Genomic DNA, 22,199 nt, shown 5'->3' with positions numbered 1-22,199 from the left:
TTATGGTTTAATAATTTTTAATCAAATCAACTGTTGAACGATCCAATTTTTTCACCAAGGCTTGCAAGAAAGCTTGAGCTTCTAGGAAGTCATCCATAGCGTAGAGGGTTTGGTGAGAGTGGATATAACGAGCGCAGACACCGATTGTTGTAGATGGGACACCACCATTTTTCAGATGAGCTGCGCCAGCATCCGTTCCGCCTTTACCACAGTAGTATTGGTACTTGATACCAGCTTCTTCAGCCGTTGTCAAAAGAAAATCCTTCATCCCTGGGAGAAGCAAGTGACCTGGATCGTAGAAACGAATCAAGGTGCCATCTCCAATCTTGCCTTGACCACCGTAGACATCACCAGCAGGTGAGCAGTCAACTGCTAAGAAAACTTCTGGGTCAAACTTGGTTGTGGAAGTATGAGCACCACGAAGACCAACTTCTTCTTGGACGTTAGAACCAAGATAGAGTTCATTTCCCAGTTTTTGACCTGAAAGAGCTTCTGCCAACTCACTCACCATGAGCACACCATAGCGATTGTCCCAAGCTTTTGAGATAATATTTTTTTCATTGGCTGTCAAGATTGCAGAGCTATCTGGTACGATGGTGTCACCAGGACGGATGCCAAAGCTTTCTGCCTCAGCCTTGTCCGCAAAACCGCCATCAAAGACGATATCTGCAATAGCTGGCATAGTTGGTCCACCCTTACCACGAGTCAAATGTGGCGGAACAGAACCTGAAATCACAGGAATTTCACGACCGTCACGAGTAAAGAGTTTGAAACGTTGGCTGCTAACCACCATGGGGTTCCATCCACCGATTTCAACGACACGGAAGGTACCATCTGGCTTAATCTCGCTGACCATAAAACCAACTTCATCCATGTGAGAAGCGACCAAGACGCGCGGTGCATCCGCAGCTTGTGAATGTTTGATACCAAAAATACCACCCAAGCAATCTGTCACCACTTCATCCACGTGCGGTGTCAACTTTTCACGAAGATAAGCACGAACAGGTGCTTCATGACCTGAGATCGCAGCAAGTTCTGTTACTTCTTTGATTTTTGAAAATAATGTTGTCATTTCAGTTCCTTCTTTCTTTCATCCATTTTACCACTTTTTATAGGAGAAGGATAGCGGGAAGGTGGATTTCTAAATTAGTATCTTAGTCTTACTGTATCTTAGAAAAGCTTGTATTTTCTTGCATGTGAGGTGAAATCTAAGAACTATTCCAAGACCAACCAAACTATTAATTCCCAAACACAAAACAATTCAATGCTATATTTGTTAAGTTTTTCATGAAATTCGCAGAAAATAGTTGACTTCACCTTCTTATTTCTTTAAAATAGTACAAAACTAGGAAAAGGAAAAAATCATGACCAAAACAATTCTTGTTACAGGTGGAGCTGGCTACATTGGCTCCCATACCGTTAAAGCTCTTTTAAATGCTGGCTATCAGGTACATGTTCTAGATAATCTCTCTACAGGAAATCGAGCGGCTGTGGATAGTCGTGCTAGCTTTAAACAACTGGATGTTTATGATGCTAGCGCCTTAAAGGCTTACTTAGAAGAAAATCAGATTGATGCTGTTCTTCATTGTGCAGGTGAGATTGTTGTGAGCGAAAGCATTGAAAATCCAAGTAAATACTTCACTGCCAATGTTGCTGGTATGAACCAAGTTCTCAAAGTCTTATCTGAAGTTGGTATTCAAAAAATCATGTTCTCTTCGACTGCTTCCCTCTATGGTAATAACTGTATTGACAAGCCCGCAACTGAAGATACCCTGCTCGACCCTGTCAACCCTTATGCAGAAACAAAACTGATGGGTGAACGAATGATTTACTGGATGGCCAATCGCTACGATTGGAAATATGTCATTTTCCGTTACTTTAATGTAGCTGGGGCTGAAATGGATGCTTCAAACGGTCTGCGCGTGAAAAATCCAACTCATATCATTCCCAATATCAACAAGACCGCATTGGGACAAAATGATAGCCTAAAAATATTTGGAGATGATTACGATACACGTGACGGATCATGCATTCGTGATTACATTCATATCTTGGACCTTGCACAGGCTCATGTTAAAGGAATGAACTACCTATTTCAAGAAGACAGTTCTTCTCAAATCTTTAACTTGGGAACTGAAAAAGGCTATACCGTCAAAGAAATCTTTAAAACTGCTGAAGAACTACTGAATCAAAAAATCCCACACGAAATTGTTGCTCGCCGTGCTGGTGACCCAGCTAGCGTCCTAGCAGACGCATCAAAAGCTAAAAAATATCTTGATTGGAAGGCTAGCTACTCCCTTGAAGATATTATTTTATCGGATTATCATTGGCGTGTTAAAGAAGGCAAAAACATTTTGGAATAGGAAAACAGAGGAGAAGGTCCTGGTACTCTCTCCTTGCTTTATTTATTAAATTGTCAGAAAATTTATTAACAGATTAAATAAATCGTGTTACAGTAATATCCGCAGGTATCTTTCGGTACCAAATCTACATGAAAGGATGGGGTATGAAACTTTCTCATTATTTAATTGGCTTACTTCTACTCCTAGTCTTTCTCTCTATTAGCATTGGGACCAGTGATTTTTCATGGGGAAAGCTCTTTGCACTGGATCATGAAACTTGGCTCCTCTTTCAAGAGTCCCGTCTCCCAAGAACTATCAGCATTCTCCTGACCGCCTCTAGTATGAGTATGGCAGGACTTCTCATGCAGACTATCACTCAAAATCAGTTTGCTGCTCCAAGCACAGTTGGAACGACTGAAGCTGCCAAACTGGGAATGGTATTGAGCCTCTTTGTCTTTCCGTCGGCTAGTCTGACCCAAAAGATGCTCTTTGCTTTTGTTTCATCCATCGTATTTACCCTCTTCTTCCTAGCCTTTATGACCATTTTTACTGTAAAGGAAAGGTGGATGTTGCCTCTGATTGGGATCATCTATAGCGGGATTATCGGTTCTGTGACAGAAGTTATCGCCTACCGTTTCAATCTGGTTCAGAGTATGACTGCTTGGACCCAGGGGTCCTTCTCCATGATTCAGACCCATCAGTATGAATGGCTCTTTTTAGGCCTCATTATCCTGATAGCCGTTTGGAAATTATCCCAAACCTTCACCATCATGAATCTAGGAAAAGAAACTAGCGAAAGTTTGGGGATTTCCTACTCCCTACTTGAAAAACTGGCCCTCTTTCTTGTGGCTCTAACGACTAGTGTCACCATGATTACCGTGGGTGGCTTGCCATTTCTCGGGGTCATCGTTCCCAATCTTGTTCGCAAGCACTATGGAGATAATCTAAGTCAGACCAAACTTATCGTCGCACTGGTTGGAGCCAATCTAGTTCTGGCTTGCGATATCCTATCCCGAGTTCTGATTCGACCCTATGAGTTGTCTGTCAGTCTTCTACTAGGAATCATTGGTAGCCTCGTCTTTATCCTACTTCTATGGAGAGGGGGACGAAAAGATGCAGTCTAAAAGCAAACATACTAAGCTCTTCTGGATTCTCATTATTCTTGCCATCGGAGCTTGTCTTCTCTACTTTTGGCCCATCACTCACTTGTCATCCTTTGCTTGGAAGTTGCGTTCCCAAAAGATCATCGTTTATCTCTTGGTAGCCATCGCGACTGGGATTTCGACTATTAGTTTTCAAACCCTGACGGAAAATCGCTTCCTGACGCCAAGTATTTTGGGAATCGAATCCTTCTACGTCCTACTACAAACCCTACTACTGGTTTTTGAAAGTAAGTTTCTTCAACTTGGTAAGTCTCCTATTTTAGAATTCCTAGTCTTACTTCTACTTCAATCCCTCTTCTTTCTCGCCTTGCAAGGGTACTTGAAGACACTGATGAAGCAAGATCTGGTCTTCATCCTGCTGATCTGTCTAGCCCTCGGAAGTCTCTTTCGAAATATCAGTACCTTCCTTCAGGTCCTGATGGATCCAAACGAATACGATAAACTACAAAACAGTCTCTTTGCTTCCTTTCAGCATCTCAACACTTCCATCCTAGCCATTGGTTCTCTAATCATCCTTGCTTTGACAATCTTTTTCTTTCGAAAAGCAGTCATTCTGGATGTCTTGCACCTGCAAAGAGAAACGGCTCAGATATTGGGACTCGATGTTGAAAAAGAACAGAGAGAGCTCCTCTGGGGCATCGTACTTTTGACCTCAACGGCCACTGCCCTGGTGGGACCTATGGCCTTCTTCGGCTTTATGCTGGCTAACCTCACCTACCTGATTGTCAAAGACTATCAGCACAAGTTACTCTTTATCGTAGCCATTCTGGTTGGATTTATTAGCTTGACCTTGGGGCAGGCCCTGATTGAACGAATTTTTGCGCTGGAAATTCGCATCAGTATGATCATTGAGAGTATTGGAGGTCTCTTATTCTTTATCTTACTTTACAGGAGGGCACGTCGGTGAAACTGGAAAACATTGACAAATCCATTCAAAAACAGGATATTTTGCAAGGCATTTCGCTTGAAGTCAGTCCTCAGAAACTGACAGCCTTTATTGGTCCAAATGGTGCTGGAAAATCGACTCTCCTCTCCATCATGAGCAGACTGACCAAGAAAGATCAGGGTATTCTCAGTATCAAAGGTCGTGAAATCGAGAGTTGGAATTCGCAAGAACTGGCCCAAGAACTGACTATCCTAAAGCAGAAAATCAATTACCAAGCCAAATTAACCGTTGAAGAACTGGTCAGCTTTGGACGTTTTCCTTACAGCCGAGGTCTACTGAGGGCAGAAGACTGGGAAAAAATCCGAGAAACTCTGGACTATTTAGAACTGACCAACTTAAAAGACCGCTACATCGATAGCCTGTCTGGAGGACAACTCCAACGGGTCTTTATCGCTATGGTACTGGCCCAGGATACAGACTTTATCTTGCTGGACGAACCACTTAACAATCTCGATATCAAGCAAAGCGTCAGCATGATGCAGATTCTTCGGCGACTGGTGAAAGAACTCGGAAAGACCATTATCATCGTTCTCCACGATATCAACATGGCCAGTCAGTATGCAGATGAAATTGTCGCCTTCAAGGACGGTCAAGTCTTTAGCAAGGGAACAACCAATCAAATCATGCAGGCTGACCTGCTTAGTCAACTTTATGAGATTCCCATCACGCTAGCTGATATCAATGGCAAAAAGATCTGTATCTATAGCTAGTAACATAGAAGCTCAAGTTAGAGAACCTTCAGTCTCTTAGTCAATAAGACCAAGAGACTCCCTAAATCGTTATCACATTTTAAAAAGGAGAAATCATGAAAACATCCCTTAAACTTTATCTCACTGCCCTAGCGGCTGGCTTCTTGCTCCTACTTGGTGCATGTAGTACAAACTCAAGCACTAGTAAGACGGAGTCAAGTAGCTCCGCTCCAACAGAGGTAACCATTAAAAGTTCACTAGGTGTAGTCACACTTTCAAAAGTCCCTGAAAAGATTGTGACCTTTGACCTCGGTGCTGCGGATACTATTCGCGCTTTAGGTTTTGAAAAGAATATCGTCGGAATGCCTACAAAAACTGTTCCGACTTATCTTAAAGACCTAGCTGGAAAAGTTAAAAATGTTGGTTCCATGGTTGAGCCAGACCTAGAAGCCCTTGCTGCTCTTGAACCAGACCTAATTATCGCTTCACCACGTACCCAAAAATTCGTAGATAAGTTCAACGAAATCGCTCCGACTGTTCTCTTCCAAGCAAGCAAGGACGACTACTGGACTTCAACTAAGGCTAATATCGAATCCTTAGCAAGTGCCTTCGGCGAAACTGGTACACAGAAAGCCAAGGAAGAATTGGCCAAGCTAGACAAGAGCATCCAAGAAGTCGCTACTAAAAATGAAAGCTCTGACAAAAAAGCCCTTGCTATCCTCCTCAACGAAGGAAAAATGGCTGCCTTTGGTGCCCAATCTCGTTTCTCTTTCTTGTACCAAACCTTGAAATTCAAGCCAACTGATACTCAATTTGAAGACTCTCGCCACGGACAAGAAGTCAGCTTTGAAAGTGTCAAAGAAATCAATCCTGATATCCTCTTCGTTATCAACCGTACCCTTGCCATCGGTGGAGACAACTCTAGTAACGACGGTGTCCTAGAAAATGCCCTCATCGCTGAAACACCTGCGGCTAAAAATGGTAAGATTATCCAACTAACACCAGACCTCTGGTATCTAAGCGGAGGCGGACTTGAATCAACCAAACTCATGATTGAAGATGCACAAAAAGGCTTGAAATAAGCAACTTCAAACTCATACTCTTCGAAAATCAAATTCAAACCACGTCAACGTCGCCTTGCCGTACTCAAGTACAGCCTGCGGCTAGTTTCCTAGTTTGCTCTTTGATTTTCATTGAGTATCAACTAACATCTTTACATGATAAAACGCATCCTATCAGTTCACTCAAACCTGATAGGATGCGTTTTTATCATTTCACTAAAATCTTTTACCCAGCCTCATTTTTCTTCTTGATTTCGTTTGAGAGAAAAATGGTTTGGCACAGGATCCTTGCCTGTTTTCGACCAGGGATGGCAACGTAAAATCCGAGCCAAGCCCATCAAGACACCCTTGAAGCCATGTTCCTCAATAGCCTGAATCATATAGTTGGAGCAAGTCGGCTCAAAGCGACAAGAGGGTGGAAAGGCTGGCGAGATAAAACGTTGGTAAAAGCGCACAGGCGCTATTAAAATTCGTTTCATTATTTCTTGGTTACAGCCATGGTGTGTAGTTGGCTGATTTCTTTTTTATTAAGACGACGGGATTCTCCTGGACGGAGTCCTGTCAAGTCTAGATGTCCGAAACGGGTCCGTGACAACTTATCTACTTGGAGACCGACAGCTTCAAACATCTTTTTAACCTGGTGGTTACGCCCTTCATGGATGGTCAACTGTACCACAGAGCGATTTTTAACTGGATCCACTTTGAGAATTTCATAAACAGCTGGTTTGGTTTTCTTGCCATCAATCTCAAGTCCACGGGTCAAGGGGCGGAGATTATCCTTATTGGCCACACCTTTAACACGCGCGACATAAACCTTGTCAATCTCATTACGAGGGTGAATCATCTCATCTGTAAAATCCCCATCATTGGTCAAAATCAAGACTCCTGATGTATCCCAGTCCAAACGACCTACAGGGTAGATGCGCTCTTTCACGTTGGGCAAGAGGTCGACAACCGTCTTGCGGCCCTTGTCATCTGTCACACTGGAAATGACACCGCGTGGTTTGTTAAGCAGATAGTAGACCTTTTCTTCGTTGTAGATAGGCTGACCTTCAACTTCGACCTTGTCGCCTGACTTGATAGTGGTTGCTAGTTCACGTACCACTTGGCCGTTAACCGTCACCAAACCTTGCTTGATCAGCTCTTCTGCTTTTCTCCTACTGGCCACACCTGCGTGGGCAATATACTTATTGATTCTCATCTTCTTCTATCCTTTCACCAAATAATTGGCTTTCTTGGGCTTGAATCTCAAGCTCATCAATCACTGGTAATTCTTCCAAATGGTTTATCCCCATGTAATCTAGGAAATAATCTGTAGTCACATAGAGGTTGGGGCGACCCAACACTTCTTTTTTCCCGTCTTCTCGTATCAAGTCAAAAGCCTGCAACTTTGCCAAGGCCCCACTCGAGTTGACCCCACGGATGGCATCAATCTCTATCCGTGTGATAGGCTGTTTGTAGGCAATGATGGACAAGGTCTCAAGGGCAGCCCGAGATAAACTCTGGTTGATAGGTGCCTTAGAGTATTCCTTCAAAATCTCTGAAAACTGAGGCTTGGTCACCAATCTATAAGCACCACCTGTCTCAATCAGGGCCAAACTGGAATCTGGGTCCTTTTCATACTTCTGGGCTAATTTTTCTAAACTCTGTTGGATGCCTGTCGGTGGCAGAGAGAGGAGTTCAGCTAACTGGCGGACTCTAATCCCATCTTCACCCGCTACAAACAAGAGCGCTTCTATTTTTGCTAAAGTACTCATCTTTCCTCTCTATCAAGTCTAGCTTTGGGCCACTTGACTTTCTTCCTTCTTTTCCATGAGATAAATATCTCCGAAACTTTCCTCTTGCACGAGGATCAGCTCCTGAGTTTTGATTAACTCTAGGGTTGCCAAAAAGAGGGTGATGACCTCTTGGAGATTCTGGGCTTCCTTGAACAAATCCTGCAAGCGCAATTGATCTCGTCCAATCAAGGACTCTTTCACGATAATCATCATGTCCTCAATCTTATACTCATCCCGCAAGATAGTCGTGTGGTTCTGTGCAAACTCCTCTTTTTTCTTAGCTAAGATATTGGAAAAAGCCAAAAATAGGTCAATGGTCGTCTTGTCATGCACAAGCTCCGCATCTTCATAAATCAACTCTGTCGGCGCTTTGGAATAATACTGGGCTCGCTCTTGGTGCTTGGCTTCCAAATGCTCACCCAAGAGCTTGAACTTGCGGTATTCTTCGATTTGAGAGAGAAGATCCTGCTCTAGGTCATCCTCCAAGTCTGTCACTTCTGCCACCTTCGGAAGAAGCTTGCGGCTCTTGATCAGCATGAGCTGACTGGCCATAACCATGTACTCACCCGTCACTTCCAGACGCATGGCCTGCAGGGTTGAGACATAGGCTAGATACTGTTCGATGACTTCCGTAATGGGCACATCGTAGATATCCATCTGGTACTTAGAAACTAGGTGCAAGAGCAAGTCCAGGGGCCCTTCAAAATCTTTTAGTTTAATATCCATTATCTATATTTTTCTAAGGTCAGGACTGTTTTTAATCCTAATTTTTTTGCAATTTCGTACAAATCGACCTTTTTTTCAATTTGTCGTAGAATGAACTGTTCCCGTAGGGCTTGAGCTGATAGTTCTGGAAAACCTTTCTCCTTGACAAAGGACTCTAGCTGACGGAAGGCCCACTGACGAGAATAGGCTTTCCCTGCCCTTTCAAAGAGGTAGGTCTGCCCCATCAAGGATTCCAATTCTGAAAGCAAGCTCGTGGGAATGGTAACAATCCTCTGTTGGGAAGCCTTCTTGATTCGCAACACCTGAAAGTCCAGATTGATATCCTCAACCTTGAGAGCCAAAATCTCACTCGGCAAGAGCCCCATTTCCAAGATAATAAGAGCCAGTAAACGCCCCTCTGGATAATCACTTTCCTGCCAAAAAGAGTCTAGGTTTAACAGTTCTGGTTTTGAGGTCTTCTTTTCAGCTTGTTTAGCTAATTCCAAGCGGTAAAAGCTATCCACTTCTCCTTTTTGATAGAGAAAGTAGAGAAATTGGTTACAGGTCGAAATCTTTCGCTTCTGGGCGCTGATTTTTAGATTGGCTAGCTGGGCTTGGTAAATCTTGAGACTGGTCTCAGAAATCCGCTCGCCTACAATGTCTAAAAATTGCTCCAAATCATACTTATAGGACTGCTTGGAATTAGCAGATAAGCCCTGCTTTTCCTCTAAAAAGGCTGAAATCCTGTCTCTCATTTGCATCGAATTTCATATTCCTTACTAAAATCATGCAAGAGGGCATTGACTGCCTTGAGGATAGACTTGCGCGTGATAATTCCTTGGAAAATACCAGACGCATCCACAACCGGCAAGAAGGACTCATCTACCAGCTTGTGCAAGACCTCCGTAATGGTAAAATCAGGCGAAACAACCGCTACGTCCGTTCTCGTCATATGAACGATATCCGTATCTGCCATGATTTCTTGACTCAAATCATGCTCCATCTGATAAGCCATAATATCTCTGAGCCCAATAGTTCCAACAAACTGTTTTTCATCTGTCACAACAGGAACACGGGTATAGGTCATCTGACTGAGCAAGAGGGTCGCATGATCCGCATTGTGGGTATCAATCAACACGGCTAGATTTTCAGCAGGGGTCAAAAAAGTTTCCTCCTGCCCCAACAAGAAAGTCTCAAACTCCTTGGCAATCATCGGCTAAACTCCTTGGACAAGCCCGGATACACCTCATGGTCTCGTGTCAAAAAGTCGACTTTGAAGTAACTATCATCAATCTCCACACGAGCATAGAGACATTCTCTGATGGTCCCACGTGGTTGACTGATAGAACCTGGATTTAGAAAGAGGGTCTTGCCTTCCATCCAAGCGCTTGGCACATGCAAGTGACCATAAAGACAGATATCGGCCTCTTCTTCCTGAGCCCAGTAGTCCAACTTTTGAAAGTTGAAATTGATGTCAAACAAGTGACCATGGGTTTGGATAATCTTGGTCGAACCAAGCTCAGTCACCAAACGTTCTGGGTAGCCGGCGTAGAAGTCCATGTTCCCTTTAACAACACGGATGCCTTCCCAAAGGGGAGAATCAGGACGCAGTTCAGAATCGCCGTTATGAAAAACGGCGTCAACTTTGCCCACATAGCGATCACGGATTTCTTCCACAATCAAGCTATCGCCATGAGAATCGCTCATTACAATGATGGTTTGCTTTGCCATGATGGAAATACCTCCAAAAGTTTCTTAACGGCTAAGGCACGATGAGATTGACTATTTTTTTCTTCAAGGGTTAATTCAGCTGATGATTTGCCTGTCTCTCCCACAAGGAAAAGAGGATCATAGCCAAAGCCATTTTCACCCTTGGGTTCAAAGTTAATGTAGCCAGGCCAGTCTGCTTCAACAACCAAGCTTTCCTTGTTTGGACTGGCAACGACTAGGGTTGTATGGAATTGAGCCGAGCGGTCCTTGAGTTCAAAGACCATGGCCAATTCGTGCAAGAGCTTGGCATTGTTTTCACGATCAGTAGCTCCCACACCTGCGAAACGAGCTGACCAGACACCTGGCAAGCCACCAAGGACATCAACTTTAAGTCCAGAATCATCTGCCAAAACCATCTTGCCCGTTAATTGAGAAATGGTTTCTGCCTTGAGGCGGGCATTTTCTTCAAAGGTCATGCCTGTTTCAGCTACTTCAGGCAAGTCAGGGTAGTCATTAAGATTTTCCACATCGTAGCCTAGCTTGTCAAAAATAGCTCGAAATTCCTTGGTCTTGCCCTCGTTACGAGTCGCAATCAATAAGGTTTCTCTGACCTTGTTTGTCTCAAAGAATGCTTCTACATCAACACCTTCTTTAGGCAATTCTACATGCAGGAGTTGCCCATTTTCAACCAAGAGCAGGGCTCCCTGACGTTGAATAACTTCCAAATTTCGTCCCATTTCTTGGTTAAGGATATCTACTACAAAAGACAATAAACGGTAGGGAGAACCATAGCGTAAAACAGTAACTGAAAGTGGAAAACCTCGTTCCTCGTCTCGAAAGATTTTGGCCAATCCAACTAGAGGAAAATCCAAGTCTTCATCAGTCAAAGTCCGGACACCACCAAAAATACTATAGGACCCAACATACCAGTCCTGGTCATCCTTGTATTCATAAATTTTATTTGTCATAATTCTACATGCTCCACATAAATCTCTTTTTCCAGCCATTCTTCACCAATTTGTGCAAAACTTTGGCTGCTGGCTGTTGTGTAAAAACGGTGATGAAGTGGTCCAGCATCGCGACCACGATTGATTTCAAAATAATTAAGTAAGACTGAGATATCCCGTACGCACTCTGCCCCACTATCAATGAGTTTGACATTCGGTCCCATGACATTTTGAATAATAGGTCTGAGCAGTGGATAATGGGTACAACCCAAAATCAGGCTATCCACCTTTCCAACCAAGGGACGCAGGGTTTCATAGACCACTTTCTTGGTGACACTGGTTGACAGGGCACCAGACTCCACTAAGGGAGCAAACTTGGGACAGGCCAAACTCTCCACCTGTAAGTCCGGATCCAAATCATGAATTTTCTGACGGTAGATGTCTGATTGTACCGTCATGGGTGTTCCAATCACTCCGATTTTCCCACCTTGGCTGGACTTGATAGCTGCCGAAGCTCCTGGCAAAATTACACCCAAGACAGGAATATCTAGTTGAGCCTTGATTTCTTCCCAGACGACCGCAGTCGCAGTATTACAAGCAATGACAATCATTTTGACATCCTTGGTCAAGAGAAAGTTGACCAACTGCCAGGTATATTCACGAATTTGCTCAGCAGGACGGGGACCATAGGGCGCCCGTGCCGAATCTCCAATATAGACGATTTCTTCATGGGGAAGTTGGCGCATGAGCTCGCGCACAACGGTCAAGCCCCCGACACCCGAATCCAAAAAACCAATTGGTCGATTATCCATACAGTCTTCTTTCTAGTCTTTTTTCTGATTGATAGTTCATTATGATTATTGATCCTTATGAACTGAATGACATCCTAATCAACAACTATCTCTCTTAATCATAATCAAATATCAATAGAATGCAAGGAAAAAGCCTCATCCCTAAACCCTTAGCCAACATAGTGAGAAGTCTGGAACTTTCATCCCAGACTTTTCCTTATTTATTTTTTCTTTTTATTGTTAGCAAGGGCTGCCTTTTGTTGGCGGATGATTTGGTGGTAAACTTGTTGTACCTTAGCTTCGCTTGGTTTTTGACCATTTGCACTCAAAAGAGTACGAACTGCTTCAGCATTCAAACGTGGGTTGTCAGCAAATTCTTTTTCGATTTGCTTACGAACCAAGTACATCCCTCCAAGAGCTCCTCCTAGAAAAGCTAGCACAATCAATACAATTGCTAAAAGTAAATCCATCATTTTTCTCCTGTTTCTTTTTGAGTCCCTTTCATTATACCACAAACTAGCCACCCTGACTAGTTTGTTTTACGCTTTCATAGATGGAATAGACAGCAAAAAGAACCCTGCTTTTCTGCAAAAGAGGGCTCCTTACTGAGTTTATACTCAATGAAAATCAAAGAGCAAACTAGGAAGCTAGCCGCAGGTCGCTCAAAGCACTGTTTTAAGGTTGCAGATAGAGCTAACGTGGTTTGAAGTGATTTTAGAAGAGTATCAATTTCATATTTCTGCCTATCCATTTGTACTAATAAAAGACTGAGACACTAGATCTCAGCCTTTTTCTTTATCCCAAAACCAATTCATCACTAACTAGACTTTGGCCACTATTTTTCTGGAAGAGATGCATGAGGTCTTCAACTGTCAGATGCTTTTTCTCTTCTCCCTTGACATCCACTACTATTTTACCCTGATAGAGCATAATGAGACGATTGCCGTACTCAATCGCATGGTTCATATCGTGGGTAATCATCAAAGTCGTCAACTGATGGTGTTCCACAATCTTTTGCGTCAAATCCATCACCATTTGACTCGTTTTAGGGTCAAGGGCCGCAGTGTGTTCATCCAAAAGCAAAAGTTTGGGTTTCACCAGAGCTGCCATGACTAGGGTCAAGGCCTGTCTTTGTCCTCCTGAGAGATATTGAGTATCTACTTTTAAGCGGTTTTCAAGACCAATATTCAACTCCTTCAAGGCCTCTTGGAACTGGATTCTATCCTTCTCCTTCACGCCCCAGCCAAGTCCTCTTTTTTGTCCACGTCTCAAGGCAATAGCCATATTCTCCTCAATCGTCAAACGAGAGGCTGTTCCCATCTTAGGATCTTGAAAAACACGGGCGATATCCTTGGCTCTCTTTCTTACACTCAGATTTTTAATGGATTTCCCTGCCAATAAAAGGTCCCCTTCGTCCACCGATAGATTGCCAGCCAAGATATTCATCAAAGTGGATTTCCCTGCTCCATTTCCACCAATCACAGAGATAAAATCTCCCTCTTCAACCTCTAAATCTAATCCTTTGAGGACATGGTTCTCATTGACCGTCCCTGCTTCAAATGTTTTGTGAATATTTTCAAGCGTTAACAAACTTGCCATAACTTTCTCCTCCTATTCATTTCTCAATTTCAGACCACGAATCTTTAATCTCTTTTGCAATTCTGGTGCAAATAAAACTAAGGCGAGCAAGATTGCATTAAAGAGACGAACCAGGTTTTGGTCTAGATTTGGAATCTCATAGATATTTAAAATAATCAAACGGTAAACAATCGCACCAATTCCGATGGATAATAAGCGGCTTCCAATGGTTAAATCATGAATCAAGACTTCCGCAATAATCACTGCACTCAAACCAACAACGATGGTTCCTGTCCCAGAAGTCACATCTGAAAATCCATCATTTTGGGCAAACAAGGAACCACATAGGGCAATCAAGCCGTTTGAAATCATGTAACCAACAATCTTCATGGTGTCTACATTGACCCCATTGGCCTCACTCATCGGAATATTGTCCCCAGTCGAACGCAAGACCAAGCCAATCTCTGTTTTCATCAAAAGAGTCAAGACCAAACAAACAAGTAAGAGACAGACCAAGCTGAGTGAGAAAACAGCTTCTTCATTTGTCAGTCCCAAGCTCGCCAACTGTTTAAAGACAGTTGAAGAATCTCCCAAGGAAAGATTGGGCACACTTCCCATGATTTTAATATTGATGGAATAAAGCCCTGTCAAGGTCACAATCCCTGTCAAGAGAGCTGGAATTTTCATCTTGGTGTGGAGCATTCCTGATACTAGACCTGCTACCATACCAGCCAGCAAAGCAAGTAAAGTCGCAATCCAAGGATTTGTCCCTGCCTGTATCTGAGATACGACGACAGCCGCCCCCAGTGGAAAGGCTCCTTCAGCAGTCATATCCGCAATATCCAAAATACGGAAAGTCAAGTAGACCCCAATCGCCATAATCGACCACAACAAACCTTCTGATAAACTAGATAATACAAAATTCATCTCAAATCTCCTTATTCCTTGCCTTCTAACTTACTCATATCAATTCCCAATGCGTCTGCCATTTCTTGATTGGTATGCAATTCCAATTTTTCAGGCAACTCAACTGCTATATTTTCTGGCTTCTCACCTTTTAAGACACGAACCAGCATGCGAGCTGTCTGTCTTCCCAATTCTTCATAATTGGTTCCGTAGTTATACAAGCCACCAACCGCAATCATTTCTGTTGAACCACCGAATACTGGAACCTTGTGTTTAATAGAAACCTGCTTGACTGTTTCCATGGTTGATGAAATGATATTATCCGTTGGTACAAAAACCATATCCACCTCTGCCATCAAACTCTCTGCTGCCGCCTTGACGTTGTTGCTGTCCAAGATTGTTTTTTCAACAACGGTAAATCCTTTTTCTTCCAGAAGTCGCTTAGCTTCATCCTTTTGGACAACTGAGTTTGGCTCGCTCTGAGTATAAAGAATTCCAATTGTTTTAGCTTTTGGCAACACTTTCTTTATCAAATTGATTTGGGTTGAAATAGCATCTGATGACTGATCGCTTGTCCCAGTTACATTGCCCCCAGGATGTTCTCTTGACTCAACCAACTTGGCACTGACAGGATCTGTTACCGCTGAAAAGATAACAGGTGTCGTTTGTGTTGTATTAGCCAAGCTCTGGGCAGAAGGCGTTGCGATGGCTAGAACGACATCACTAGATTCTGCTAGTTGCTGGGAAATCGTTTTAAGATTTCTTTGTTCTCCCTGTGCATTTTGCAAATCAATCTCAATATTTTTCCCATCAACATAGCCTTGTTTGGCCAGTTCATCTACAAACCCTTCTCTAGTAGCGTCTAAAGACTGGTGGGTAATAAACTGCGAAATACCGATACGAAAAACATCTTTTTTCTTATCTGCCTTCAACTGATGCAAACTAATCAGAGAGGTTAAGAGGATCCCCACTACCAAGAGGGGTGCTAGCAATTTTCGAACAACTTTCATAATGAAACTCCTTCTCAGAAAAGATAATACTCAATGAAAATCAAAGAGCAAACTAGGAAACTAGCCGCAGGCTGTACTTGAGTACGGCAAGGCGACGTTGACGTGGTTTGAAGAGATTTTCGAAGAGTATAAAACAAAAAACCGCCTAGATAATACCTAAACGGATGCTTGAAATAATCTAACAAGTTACAACTTAGCTAGTCCATTTAGATATTCATCTATATGGACCACAATCAAAAATCTTAGCCACATAGATACAAACAAATTGCTTGAACTGTTTGCATCCATGGTGACATGTCTACAAACACTATCTAAAGTAGCTAAAGTAAAAGTTTTGATTCATCGTTACAGCTTGTTTCTTATTCATTTCTTTTTCTGCTTTCTTTTTTGATGTTTCCTATCTTACCACCTTTTTTATCAGCTGTCAAGAATATTTCAGAATTTTTTAAAATTTTTTGAAAATTCGTAACTTCTCAAAGTAACTTCCAGCTCTCTCCCAAAACTGGAAGTTAGTCTCAGACGACGAATTATGCTAGAATTAAGCCTGAGACTTTTCGTGAGGAGGCACCTCATGACGAAAAAACAAAAACATCTCACTCTAGAAGACCGTATTGACATCCAAACTGGAATCAGCCAACAGGAGACTTTCCGTTCCATCGCTGAGAAGATGGGAAAAGACCCGTCAACGATTTCAAAGGAAATCAAGCGCAATCGCATCATTCATCCAACATCCGTCAAATCTGATTGCACGGATTGCCCTCTTCTCAAAAAAGCTCCTTATGTCTGTAACAACTGTCCAAAAAAGAGGACGGATTGTGGGTTTAACCGCTATCTTTACTACGCGAAAAAGGCACAGGAACAGTACGAGACTATGTTGAGGGAGTCCAGAGAGGGCATTCCCCTAAACAAGGAAAGTTTTTATCAGATGGACAAGGTCTTAACCCTAGGCATCCAGAAGAAACAAAGCATCTACCATATCATTCAGACACATAACCTACCTGTGTCGAAAGCTACGGTGTATCGGCATGCCAAGCTGGGATATCTGACAGCCAAGCCCATTGATTTTCCTCGGATGGTCACGTTCAAGGAACGCAGAAAATCCAGAAAAGTAGCTATTCCCAAAGAGCTAAAAATTGGGCGAACCTACCAAGATTTCCAAGAGTTACGAGAAACAGATGATTTCTTCAAATGGTTGGAAATGGACACGGTCATCGGCAGACCTGGTGGAAAGCTACTGCTCACCTTCAACGTTTCCTTCTGCAATTTCCTCTTCGCCTTGCTTTTGGACAACAAGACTGCTCTGGAGGTCGCCACTAAATTCGCAGCTTTGAAAGAAAGAGTCATGGACGGAGGGGTTGCGTTCCATCAGCTGTTCCCTGTCATTCTAACGGACAACGGCTCTGAGTTCTCCTATGTGGAGGAGCTTGAGAGAGACATTGATGGGAAGTCTCACCTCTACTTCTGCGACCCTAGCCGTCCTGACCAGAAGGGGCGGATTGAGAAGAACCATACGGTTTTGCGAGCCATTCTGCCCAAGGGCACTTCCTTTGACCAGCTGACTCAGAAAGACGTCAATCTAGTCATTTCCCATGTCAATTCCTTGAAACGAGAAGAGTTTCAAGGAAAATCTGCTTACGACGTCTTCACCTTCACCTTTGGCGAGGACATCGCCGCTCTTCTGGGTTGCCAATTTGTCAAACCAGAAGACACACACTTATCACCTGATTTATTGAAATAAAGGGAATTTTCCACTCTAACTACACATCTTATCACCATCGAAAAGTCTCAAACTAAACGCTAGCAACTGGAAGTTACTCTAAGACGACTCTGTTTTAGGGCTATTTGTCGTGCACTTTTTTCTGTGTCTTTTCGCTTTTGAACCCTTATATATCAAGAAAAAGAAAACCAGCGGAAGTTAGTCTAATACGGATTTCCACTGATTTCACGCGTTTTTCTCATACTAAAAGCTAGGTTGGGGGAAACTGGAAGTTAGTTTTAGAAGTTACCTTTTTTGAAAATTCTTTCAAAGTTTTTCGATCTCTGTTTCAAACTCATAACCAAGTCAATCTAAACTCAGAAAGTATGATGCGAAATTTCAATTTTATACATTAATACTAACTAGTTTCTAGATACACAAGTCATCTTTTTAAGAGTCAAAAATTTACTTTATTTTGTTCAAAAACAATAAATTCCTTAAATTTATTTTTGAAAAGTTCAATAGCTTCCGAATTTTTTCTAGTCATTATGTAAGTAAAGGATAGTGGAATAGAAATTTCTTCTGGTATTCGAGTAGCAATATTAGGATTTAAAGTCATTTTAAGGTATAGAGGAAGATAAGATATTCCTTGTCCCATTTCAATCAATTTCTCAGTTACTGCTATATCCTTTATAGAAACAAATTGAGATTCCGGAACAATTTCAGAAATTTCTTGTTTTACTTTATTCCAATAAACAGGATGATTATCTGATAAAATCTTATATTTTTGAAATAACTCCACCTCAGTTAGTTGAGAATCATTTTTGGGATAAAAAAGAGCAATTTTACCCTCACAAATTTTTTCTGAATTAATCTTTGTAGTATAAGGTTCTTCCCTAGCTATCCCAATATCAAATTGATTATTTTCAATTTCTCGAGCAATATCATTTTGTAAAACTGTAATTGAAATACCTACAGATGGTTGTTCTTCAAAAAATTCTGGAAGAAATTTCGGTAACAGATAGGTAGCTATGTAAGGTGAAACTGCGATGTTTAAATGTGTTTCCAACTTTTTATTTTTTAACTGTATTTTTTTAATCCCATCTTCATATGTCGCAATTATTTTTTTTACGATAGGGATAAATTCTCGTCCTGTTGGAGTTAAAGTTAAATTTCTTCCAACTGTTTCAAATAAATTTACTTGTAAGTGTTTTTCGAGTTTTTTTATTTGCTGGTGAAGTGTTGGTTCCGTTAAAAATAATTCTTCGCTTGCTCTATGATAATTGAGGTGTTTAGATAATACTAAGAATGTATAATACCAATCTAAATTCATTATCTCCTCTCCTTCCTAAAATAATATTTAATGAATTATTAACTTTTTCCAAATTTTAAAAAGTTAGTATTTATTATATCATAGAATCAAGAATAATTTATTCGATTATATGAAAGGAGCAATATGATGAAAATTAATATACCTTTTAACCAGAACTTATTGCCTAAACGATTTGGAAAAGAAGCAGATTGTACCGACATTATTAAGGGGAATCCTGTACGATCTTTCCCCTTTGAAATTAGCGAATTACCAGAAGGGACAAAATATATAGCTATTACTTTAATTGATTATGATGCGATTCCAGTTTGTTCATTCCCTTGGATTCACTGGCTTGCTACGGATATAGAAGTTAAAAATAATACAGTCATTATTCCTGAAAATTACAGTCTAGATTATAAAGATTCTATTACGCAAGGGAAAAATAGTTTCGCAAGTCCTCTATTGGAAACTGACTTTTCTGAAATTGATTCTATGTTTGTTGGACCAACTCCTCCTGATAAAGATCATCGATATACGCTAGAAGTGTTCGCTCTAGCTACTAAAACAAATTTGAAAAATGGTTTCTACTATAATGAACTATTAGATGCTCTCTCTTCAATTTCGTTGGATAAAACTAGTACAGTTGTTATTGGTCAATTTTAAATAAAAATATGGGATAAACGATTTTATAATAGTTCGAAACAGATACGGACTATCAAATTCACTAATTTAACATAGTCTAATTTCTAATATTCTCTATACATACGTTTGAAGCTATACAAAAACTCAATTTTATACTCAATGAAAATCAAAGAGTATTAGGAGAAATTCATCAAATCTTTACATAATAAAAACGCATAATATCAAGCTAACCTACATCTGATATTATGCGTTTTGATCATTTTAAAATTTTTCGAAAATTCTTTCATAATTCTTTTAGGATAATTTCAAAGATTTGCCCATTAGACAAAATAGAACGATTTGAAGACTTTTATGGTATTTAGTTGTACTAGAGTCTTTTAAAAGTGTTTTGATAACTTGTATTTCTTCTTTGGTTGATTTCATATCACTATTATATAATGCGTTTTGATTTTAGTATAGTATTAAACTGACTCTTGGCAGTCGGACAAAAAATCGACAGTTATTTTATACTGTTTAAAACCAATAGTCAATACGACAATCTCTTTACTTTTCGGTTATCAACTCTGTAGATTGCTAACATATCCAAAATAAGCCAAGTATCCCGAGGATAGCAGCAGAAATGAATTATTTATACTCTGGATACCACTTCAAATCACGAACTGCTTTGGCCATATCTGTTTCCTTAGCGCGTGCAAGACCTTGCTCTTGTGCTTTTTTAGCGACTGCTTCTGCTACTTTAATAGAAACATCTGCTACATACTTGAATGGTGGCAAGACAGGAGCTCCTGGTTGGCCTGGATTGACAATACCACTCAATGAATGCGCCGCTGCTCCAATCATTTCATCAGTCAAAAGACTTGCTTCAGAAGCCAGCATACCTAGACCAAGACCTGGGTAAATCAGGGCATTATTTGCTTGACCAATCACATAGTCTACACCTTTATAAGAAACCGTATCAGCAGGAATTCCTGTTGCGACAAAAGCTTTGCCATCTGACCATTCAATCAAATCTTTGGCACTAGCTTCTGCCAATTTAGTTGGGTTTGACAAAGGGAAGATCATTGGGCGTTCTGTGTTTTCACACATAGCTTCTACTATTTCTTTAGTGAAGGTATTAGGCTGAGTTGAAGTTCCTACAAGAATGGTTGGCTTCACAGTCTTCACTACTTCAAGCAGATCAGTCAACTTATCTGCGTTACTAAAGTCAGCACGTTTCTTAGCAAATGGTTTTTGCTCTGGTGTCAAGTCATCCATGTCATCAAAGAGAAGACCTTGTTTATCAACCATAAAGAAACGTTTATAGGCTTCTTCTTCAGAAAGACCTTCACTTACCATTTCACGAAGAACACGAGAGGCAATTCCTGCACCCGCAGTACCACCACCATAGCAGAGATAAACTTGATCTGTTAATTTTTCACCACTAATATCCAGCGAACCAAAGATACCACCCAAGGTAACGATGCCTGTACCTTGAATATCATCATTAAAGGTCGGAATTTGTTTCCGGTATTTTTCAAGAATATTGGCAGCATTCAATCGACCAAAATCTTCCCAGTGAAGGTAAAGTTTAGGAAAGAGACGTTCTGCTGTTTGAACAAATTGGTCAATGAAGTCGTAGTAACGATCTCCGCGGACCCGTTCGTGACGATTTCCTAAGTAATTAGGATTGTTACGAAGTTCTTCACGGTTAGTCCCTGCATCAATGACTAAAGGAAGGACCATTGAAGGATCGATTCCAGCAGCACCCGTATAGACCATCAATTTCCCAACAGAAATATCGACACCATTTGTTCCCCAGTCGCCAATTCCAAGGATTCCTTCTGCATCTGTTACAACAATGAGACGAATCTCGCGACCCCCGGCAGCGTTTTTCAAAGTAGCTTCAATATTTTCAGGATGATTAATATCAAGATATCCCGCATATTGGGGATCTACAAAAAGATCACTATAGCCTTCAATCGTATCTGCAATGGTTGGATCATATACAATTGGATTGAATTCTTCCAAATGTTGAGAAAAGAGGTAATAGAAAAGAGTCCTGTTGGTATTAAAAATTTCCATTAGGAAAAGACGTTTTTCCAAATCATTGGCTTTTGTTTGCATTTGTGCATAAGTTTGCGCCGCTTGTTCTTCAATCGTTTGAACATACGGTGGCAGTAAACCAATAAGGCCTAGTTCCTTTCGCTCCTCTAAGGTAAAAGCAGTACCTTTATTGAGGAAAGGATTGTTTAAAATATCATGTGAAGTCATAGTGCAACCTCCTTTTTATTTATATTATACCACATGAAACGAATTGTTCGTAAAACGTTGTTGTTTAAATAATACAATTGTATACGCATATGTTATAAATTTCTGAACTCATCAAACTCTCGATGATCTCTCTTTACTAAAAGTTTCGAGTAAAATAAACCAATCATACAAATTGACAATCCTAATTAAAATAAATATCATATAGGTATGTTATGTAGTACTTTGTATTTTTTAAGGTGTTTTTTTGTCATATAAAACTTGTATTCTATTTATATGACAACTAAAAACTATTTACAACAATATATTTCCCAAAAAGTGAAATATTTTCGAACACAGAATAAAATGAGCCAGGAAGAACTTTCAGAACAAGCAGGACTCGGGCTTAAGTATATCAATCAACTTGAAAACCAAAATGTGAATCTGACCATTCACAGTCTTGAAAAAGTGATTGACGCCCTAGAAATGACCCCAGAGGAATTTTTCAATTTTGATAGCCTTGAATCATCCTCTGATAAGAGTGACAATCTTTCACTCAAAAGAATCAACATGAAGATTAAACAGCTCCCTATTGATAAACGAGAAAAAATGTTGGTCATTTTTGAGAGTATCTTAGATAATCTTTGAGATCCCTGACTCACTTACATTTTAACTGGTGAATACTCGTATAGTCAAA

General features: G+C 40.9%; 24 protein-coding genes and 1 pseudogene. 8 read left to right on the top strand and 17 right to left on the bottom strand.

Features of this window, described 5'->3' with window-relative positions:
* Nucleotides 1-7 precede the first annotated feature (7 nt).
* Nucleotides 8-1,072 carry a glutamyl aminopeptidase gene (gene pepA / locus QS39_RS04005; RefSeq protein ID WP_077804703.1) on the bottom strand — a complete coding sequence of 355 codons (1,065 nt, stop codon included), beginning with the start codon at nt 1,070-1,072 and terminating at the stop codon, nt 8-10.
* Nucleotides 1,073-1,364: 292 nt separating this feature from the next.
* On the opposite strand from pepA, the gene galE reads away from it, so the two are divergent.
* From galE to QS39_RS03980, 5 genes are all read left to right on the top strand, one after another.
* Entirely contained in the window at nt 1,365-2,363 is a 999-nt protein-coding gene (gene galE / locus QS39_RS04000) for a UDP-glucose 4-epimerase GalE (protein WP_077804702.1), read from the top strand.
* Between the two features lie 143 nt (nt 2,364-2,506).
* Nucleotides 2,507-3,466 (top strand): ABC transporter permease, encoded by a 960-nt coding sequence (locus QS39_RS03995; RefSeq protein ID WP_180374999.1) that lies wholly within the window; start codon nt 2,507-2,509, stop codon nt 3,464-3,466.
* Nucleotides 3,456-4,412, top strand: coding sequence for an iron chelate uptake ABC transporter family permease subunit (locus QS39_RS03990; protein ID WP_077804700.1), 957 nt, complete (start codon nt 3,456-3,458; stop codon nt 4,410-4,412). The genes QS39_RS03995 and QS39_RS03990 overlap by 11 nt, the downstream gene beginning before the upstream one ends.
* Entirely contained in the window at nt 4,409-5,161 is a 753-nt protein-coding gene (locus QS39_RS03985; RefSeq protein WP_077804699.1) for an iron ABC transporter ATP-binding protein, read from the top strand. Before QS39_RS03990 ends, QS39_RS03985 begins: the two co-directional genes overlap by 4 nt.
* 95 nt (nt 5,162-5,256) lie before the next feature.
* Nucleotides 5,257-6,222, top strand: a complete 966-nt coding sequence (locus tag QS39_RS03980; protein ID WP_077804698.1) for a siderophore ABC transporter substrate-binding protein — start codon at nt 5,257-5,259, stop codon at nt 6,220-6,222.
* Nucleotides 6,223-6,437: 215 nt separating this feature from the next.
* On the opposite strand, the gene yidD is transcribed toward QS39_RS03980, so the two are convergent.
* From yidD to QS39_RS03910, 13 genes are all read right to left on the bottom strand, one after another.
* Nucleotides 6,438-6,680: a membrane protein insertion efficiency factor YidD gene (yidD, locus tag QS39_RS03975; RefSeq protein WP_077804697.1), complete on the bottom strand. Its 243-nt coding sequence runs from the start codon at nt 6,678-6,680 to the stop codon at nt 6,438-6,440.
* Nucleotides 6,680-7,402 carry a pseudouridine synthase gene (locus QS39_RS03970; RefSeq protein ID WP_001222228.1) on the bottom strand — a complete coding sequence of 241 codons (723 nt, stop codon included), beginning with the start codon at nt 7,400-7,402 and terminating at the stop codon, nt 6,680-6,682. The genes yidD and QS39_RS03970 overlap by 1 nt, the downstream gene beginning before the upstream one ends.
* Complete coding sequence (gene scpB, locus QS39_RS03965; protein ID WP_020903100.1) at nt 7,389-7,958, bottom strand: SMC-Scp complex subunit ScpB; 570 nt, start codon at nt 7,956-7,958, stop codon at nt 7,389-7,391. Before scpB ends, QS39_RS03970 begins: the two co-directional genes overlap by 14 nt.
* Before the next feature lie 18 nt (nt 7,959-7,976).
* The gene (locus QS39_RS03960; RefSeq protein ID WP_077804696.1) at nt 7,977-8,705 is read right to left on the bottom strand and encodes a segregation/condensation protein A; all 729 of its coding nucleotides are present in this window, start codon (nt 8,703-8,705) and stop codon (nt 7,977-7,979) included.
* Nucleotides 8,705-9,439 (bottom strand): site-specific tyrosine recombinase XerD, encoded by a 735-nt coding sequence (gene xerD / locus QS39_RS03955; protein WP_307877693.1) that lies wholly within the window; start codon nt 9,437-9,439, stop codon nt 8,705-8,707. Before xerD ends, QS39_RS03960 begins: the two co-directional genes overlap by 1 nt.
* Nucleotides 9,436-9,897, bottom strand: coding sequence for a cyclic-di-AMP-binding protein CbpB (cbpB, locus tag QS39_RS03950; RefSeq protein WP_004260968.1), 462 nt, complete (start codon nt 9,895-9,897; stop codon nt 9,436-9,438). The genes xerD and cbpB overlap by 4 nt, the downstream gene beginning before the upstream one ends.
* On the bottom strand, nt 9,894-10,415 hold the full coding sequence (locus QS39_RS03945) for a metallophosphoesterase (protein WP_001118952.1): 522 nt from the start codon (nt 10,413-10,415) through the stop codon (nt 9,894-9,896). The genes cbpB and QS39_RS03945 overlap by 4 nt, the downstream gene beginning before the upstream one ends.
* Complete coding sequence (locus tag QS39_RS03940; protein ID WP_077804694.1) at nt 10,391-11,362, bottom strand: nucleoside-triphosphate diphosphatase; 972 nt, start codon at nt 11,360-11,362, stop codon at nt 10,391-10,393. The genes QS39_RS03945 and QS39_RS03940 overlap by 25 nt, the downstream gene beginning before the upstream one ends.
* A complete protein-coding gene (gene racE, locus QS39_RS03935) occupies nt 11,359-12,153 on the bottom strand; it encodes a glutamate racemase (RefSeq protein ID WP_077804693.1) in 795 nt (264 codons plus the stop codon). Before racE ends, QS39_RS03940 begins: the two co-directional genes overlap by 4 nt.
* 200 nt (nt 12,154-12,353) lie before the next feature.
* On the bottom strand, nt 12,354-12,602 hold the full coding sequence (locus tag QS39_RS03930; protein ID WP_000364990.1) for a YneF family protein: 249 nt from the start codon (nt 12,600-12,602) through the stop codon (nt 12,354-12,356).
* 325 nt (nt 12,603-12,927) lie between these two features.
* Nucleotides 12,928-13,731: an ABC transporter ATP-binding protein gene (locus tag QS39_RS03920; protein ID WP_000157661.1), complete on the bottom strand. Its 804-nt coding sequence runs from the start codon at nt 13,729-13,731 to the stop codon at nt 12,928-12,930.
* A 12-nt stretch (nt 13,732-13,743) separates the two neighbouring features.
* Nucleotides 13,744-14,637 (bottom strand): ABC transporter permease, encoded by an 894-nt coding sequence (locus tag QS39_RS03915; protein WP_077804691.1) that lies wholly within the window; start codon nt 14,635-14,637, stop codon nt 13,744-13,746.
* A gap of 11 nt (nt 14,638-14,648) precedes the next feature.
* Nucleotides 14,649-15,626 (bottom strand): ABC transporter substrate-binding protein, encoded by a 978-nt coding sequence (locus tag QS39_RS03910; RefSeq protein WP_077804690.1) that lies wholly within the window; start codon nt 15,624-15,626, stop codon nt 14,649-14,651.
* 571 nt (nt 15,627-16,197) lie between these two features.
* Between QS39_RS03910 and QS39_RS03900 the strand changes: the two genes are divergently transcribed.
* Nucleotides 16,198-17,364 carry an IS30-like element ISSmi1 family transposase gene (locus tag QS39_RS03900; RefSeq protein WP_077804689.1) on the top strand — a complete coding sequence of 389 codons (1,167 nt, stop codon included), beginning with the start codon at nt 16,198-16,200 and terminating at the stop codon, nt 17,362-17,364.
* Between the two features lie 415 nt (nt 17,365-17,779).
* On the opposite strand, the gene QS39_RS03895 is transcribed toward QS39_RS03900, so the two are convergent.
* Nucleotides 17,780-18,655: a LysR family transcriptional regulator gene (locus QS39_RS03895; RefSeq protein WP_001047055.1), complete on the bottom strand. Its 876-nt coding sequence runs from the start codon at nt 18,653-18,655 to the stop codon at nt 17,780-17,782.
* A 126-nt stretch (nt 18,656-18,781) separates the two neighbouring features.
* On the opposite strand from QS39_RS03895, the gene QS39_RS03890 reads away from it, so the two are divergent.
* Nucleotides 18,782-19,297, top strand: coding sequence for a YbhB/YbcL family Raf kinase inhibitor-like protein (locus QS39_RS03890; protein ID WP_077804688.1), 516 nt, complete (start codon nt 18,782-18,784; stop codon nt 19,295-19,297).
* Between the two features lie 282 nt (nt 19,298-19,579).
* On the opposite strand, the pseudogene QS39_RS10715 reads toward QS39_RS03890, so the two are convergent.
* Nucleotides 19,580-19,699: pseudogene (locus QS39_RS10715) on the bottom strand (IS630 family transposase); the annotation flags it as partial.
* 201 nt (nt 19,700-19,900) lie between these two features.
* Nucleotides 19,901-21,526 carry a malolactic enzyme gene (locus QS39_RS03885; protein ID WP_077804687.1) on the bottom strand — a complete coding sequence of 542 codons (1,626 nt, stop codon included), beginning with the start codon at nt 21,524-21,526 and terminating at the stop codon, nt 19,901-19,903.
* A 273-nt stretch (nt 21,527-21,799) separates the two neighbouring features.
* Between QS39_RS03885 and QS39_RS03880 the strand changes: the two genes are divergently transcribed.
* Entirely contained in the window at nt 21,800-22,150 is a 351-nt protein-coding gene (locus tag QS39_RS03880; RefSeq protein WP_077804686.1) for a helix-turn-helix domain-containing protein, read from the top strand.
* The last annotated feature ends 49 nt before the right edge of the window (nt 22,151-22,199 follow it).

Origin of the sequence: Streptococcus mitis (assembly GCF_002005545.1) — a bacterium.
GTDB classification, from domain to species: domain Bacteria; phylum Bacillota; class Bacilli; order Lactobacillales; family Streptococcaceae; genus Streptococcus; species Streptococcus mitis_I.
The sequence above is the reverse complement of the archived record's forward strand: the minus strand, read 5'-3'. Positions and strand labels throughout refer to the sequence as shown.

Coding starts and splice junctions, on each gene's coding strand:
- QS39_RS03890 (WP_077804688.1), top strand. CDS start 18,782: ATGAAAATTAATATACCTTTTAACCAGAACTTATTGCCTAAACGATTT.
- QS39_RS03945 (WP_001118952.1), bottom strand. CDS start 10,415: ATGGCAAAGCAAACCATCATTGTAATGAGCGATTCTCATGGCGATAGC.
- QS39_RS03920 (WP_000157661.1), bottom strand. CDS start 13,731: ATGGCAAGTTTGTTAACGCTTGAAAATATTCACAAAACATTTGAAGCA.
- QS39_RS03970 (WP_001222228.1), bottom strand. CDS start 7,402: ATGAGAATCAATAAGTATATTGCCCACGCAGGTGTGGCCAGTAGGAGA.
- QS39_RS03995 (WP_180374999.1), top strand. CDS start 2,507: ATGAAACTTTCTCATTATTTAATTGGCTTACTTCTACTCCTAGTCTTT.
- QS39_RS03980 (WP_077804698.1), top strand. CDS start 5,257: ATGAAAACATCCCTTAAACTTTATCTCACTGCCCTAGCGGCTGGCTTC.
- QS39_RS03900 (WP_077804689.1), top strand. CDS start 16,198: ATGACGAAAAAACAAAAACATCTCACTCTAGAAGACCGTATTGACATC.
- racE (WP_077804693.1), bottom strand. CDS start 12,153: ATGGATAATCGACCAATTGGTTTTTTGGATTCGGGTGTCGGGGGCTTG.
- QS39_RS03880 (WP_077804686.1), top strand. CDS start 21,800: ATGACAACTAAAAACTATTTACAACAATATATTTCCCAAAAAGTGAAA.
- QS39_RS03960 (WP_077804696.1), bottom strand. CDS start 8,705: ATGGATATTAAACTAAAAGATTTTGAAGGGCCCCTGGACTTGCTCTTG.
- pepA (WP_077804703.1), bottom strand. CDS start 1,072: ATGACAACATTATTTTCAAAAATCAAAGAAGTAACAGAACTTGCTGCG.
- cbpB (WP_004260968.1), bottom strand. CDS start 9,897: ATGATTGCCAAGGAGTTTGAGACTTTCTTGTTGGGGCAGGAGGAAACT.
- xerD (WP_307877693.1), bottom strand. CDS start 9,439: ATGAGAGACAGGATTTCAGCCTTTTTAGAGGAAAAGCAGGGCTTATCT.
- galE (WP_077804702.1), top strand. CDS start 1,365: ATGACCAAAACAATTCTTGTTACAGGTGGAGCTGGCTACATTGGCTCC.
- QS39_RS03930 (WP_000364990.1), bottom strand. CDS start 12,602: ATGGATTTACTTTTAGCAATTGTATTGATTGTGCTAGCTTTTCTAGGA.
- QS39_RS03885 (WP_077804687.1), bottom strand. CDS start 21,526: ATGACTTCACATGATATTTTAAACAATCCTTTCCTCAATAAAGGTACT.
- QS39_RS03910 (WP_077804690.1), bottom strand. CDS start 15,626: ATGAAAGTTGTTCGAAAATTGCTAGCACCCCTCTTGGTAGTGGGGATC.
- QS39_RS03895 (WP_001047055.1), bottom strand. CDS start 18,655: ATGAATTTAGATTGGTATTATACATTCTTAGTATTATCTAAACACCTC.
- QS39_RS03940 (WP_077804694.1), bottom strand. CDS start 11,362: ATGACAAATAAAATTTATGAATACAAGGATGACCAGGACTGGTATGTT.
- scpB (WP_020903100.1), bottom strand. CDS start 7,958: ATGAGTACTTTAGCAAAAATAGAAGCGCTCTTGTTTGTAGCGGGTGAA.
- yidD (WP_077804697.1), bottom strand. CDS start 6,680: ATGAAACGAATTTTAATAGCGCCTGTGCGCTTTTACCAACGTTTTATC.
- QS39_RS03990 (WP_077804700.1), top strand. CDS start 3,456: ATGCAGTCTAAAAGCAAACATACTAAGCTCTTCTGGATTCTCATTATT.
- QS39_RS03915 (WP_077804691.1), bottom strand. CDS start 14,637: ATGAATTTTGTATTATCTAGTTTATCAGAAGGTTTGTTGTGGTCGATT.